This is a genomic window from Peptoniphilus sp. DNF00840, from assembly GCF_001553125.1.
GTDB lineage: Bacteria > Bacillota > Clostridia > Tissierellales > Peptoniphilaceae > Peptoniphilus_A > Peptoniphilus_A vaginalis.
Genome location: NZ_KQ960247.1, coordinates 1 through 622, shown reverse-complemented (window position 1 = coordinate 622; position 622 = coordinate 1). Strand labels below are relative to the sequence as shown.

1 pseudogene is annotated in these 622 nt (G+C 38.1%); it reads left to right on the top strand.

What is annotated here, in order from left to right:
- A pseudogene (locus HMPREF1864_RS07310) lies at positions 1 to 622 on the top strand (leucine-rich repeat domain-containing protein); the annotation flags it as partial.

Genomic DNA, 622 nt, shown 5'->3' with positions numbered 1-622 from the left:
AAGCTTGGACCTAAGTGGATATACTGCTCTTAAGAAGTTGTACTGTTCTAACAACCAACTAACAAGCTTGGACCTAAGTGGAGATACTGCTCTTAAGTATTTTGAATGTCATGGCAACGAACTAACAAGCTTGGACCTAAGTGGATATACTGCCCTTGAGGTTTTGTACTGTCAGAAAAATCCGTTGACATATGTAAAATTACCTGACAGAGATTTTTATAAAGAATCATCTCCAATAACTTACACTGTAAAAGTTGCAGAAGGAAGTTCAAAAATTCCCTTTACTGCACTTCCACAAGGTTTTGACAGTTCCAGGATTCAGCCGGGCACACTTACCGGAGTGAAACTGGAAAAAGATGGATTTACTTGGGATAAGTCAACGAACCCTATAAAATTTAAGTATAAATTGTGGGACAAGCCAGAGAAAAATGATGCAAAATTAAGAGAAGCAGATGATGAAGAATCAGGATTTGTAGATGCGGAACTAAGCGTAGCAATACTTGAAGTAGTGGGACCAGTAGACCCAAATAAAGTACCAAATCCAAATCCAGACAAATATTGGACAGTAAAATTTGAATCAGAAGATACAAGCAAGGGAACAGTAGCAGCAGAAAACACCTTC